Genomic DNA, 312 nt, shown 5'->3' with positions numbered 1-312 from the left:
ACTGGATAACCAAACCCCACCACACTTCCTTCTAATCCATCGTACTTCCAATTTGATAGTTCATCATCTGCAAGTTTTTGTAATTCACTTTTCGATTTATCAATGAAATTGAAAGTGCGTATAGCTCCATCTTCATCTCCTGCCGTAGCAGTGATCTTTTTTCCCGTTGCCCTGTCTTTTGATATGGCTTTGATTAATATTTTAGTATCTTCTTTCCGGCGGGTCTTTAAAGCATTTTTCTTCATGTGCTTTGAGAAATCAAACACTTTCGTATTGAATCCTTCAGGATATTTAAACCCCACTTGAAGCTCT

General features: G+C 37.5%; 1 protein-coding gene. It reads right to left on the bottom strand.

All coding sequences use genetic code 11. The features are described from left to right. Positions 1–312 (bottom strand): hypothetical protein (locus PL77_RS32250; RefSeq protein WP_044213833.1); only part of this gene is annotated, 312 nt, incomplete at both ends.

Source organism: Flammeovirga sp. OC4 (assembly GCF_000812565.1).
Taxonomy (GTDB): Bacteria; Bacteroidota; Bacteroidia; order Cytophagales; family Flammeovirgaceae; genus Flammeovirga.
The sequence above is the reverse complement of the archived record's forward strand: the minus strand, read 5'-3'. Positions and strand labels throughout refer to the sequence as shown.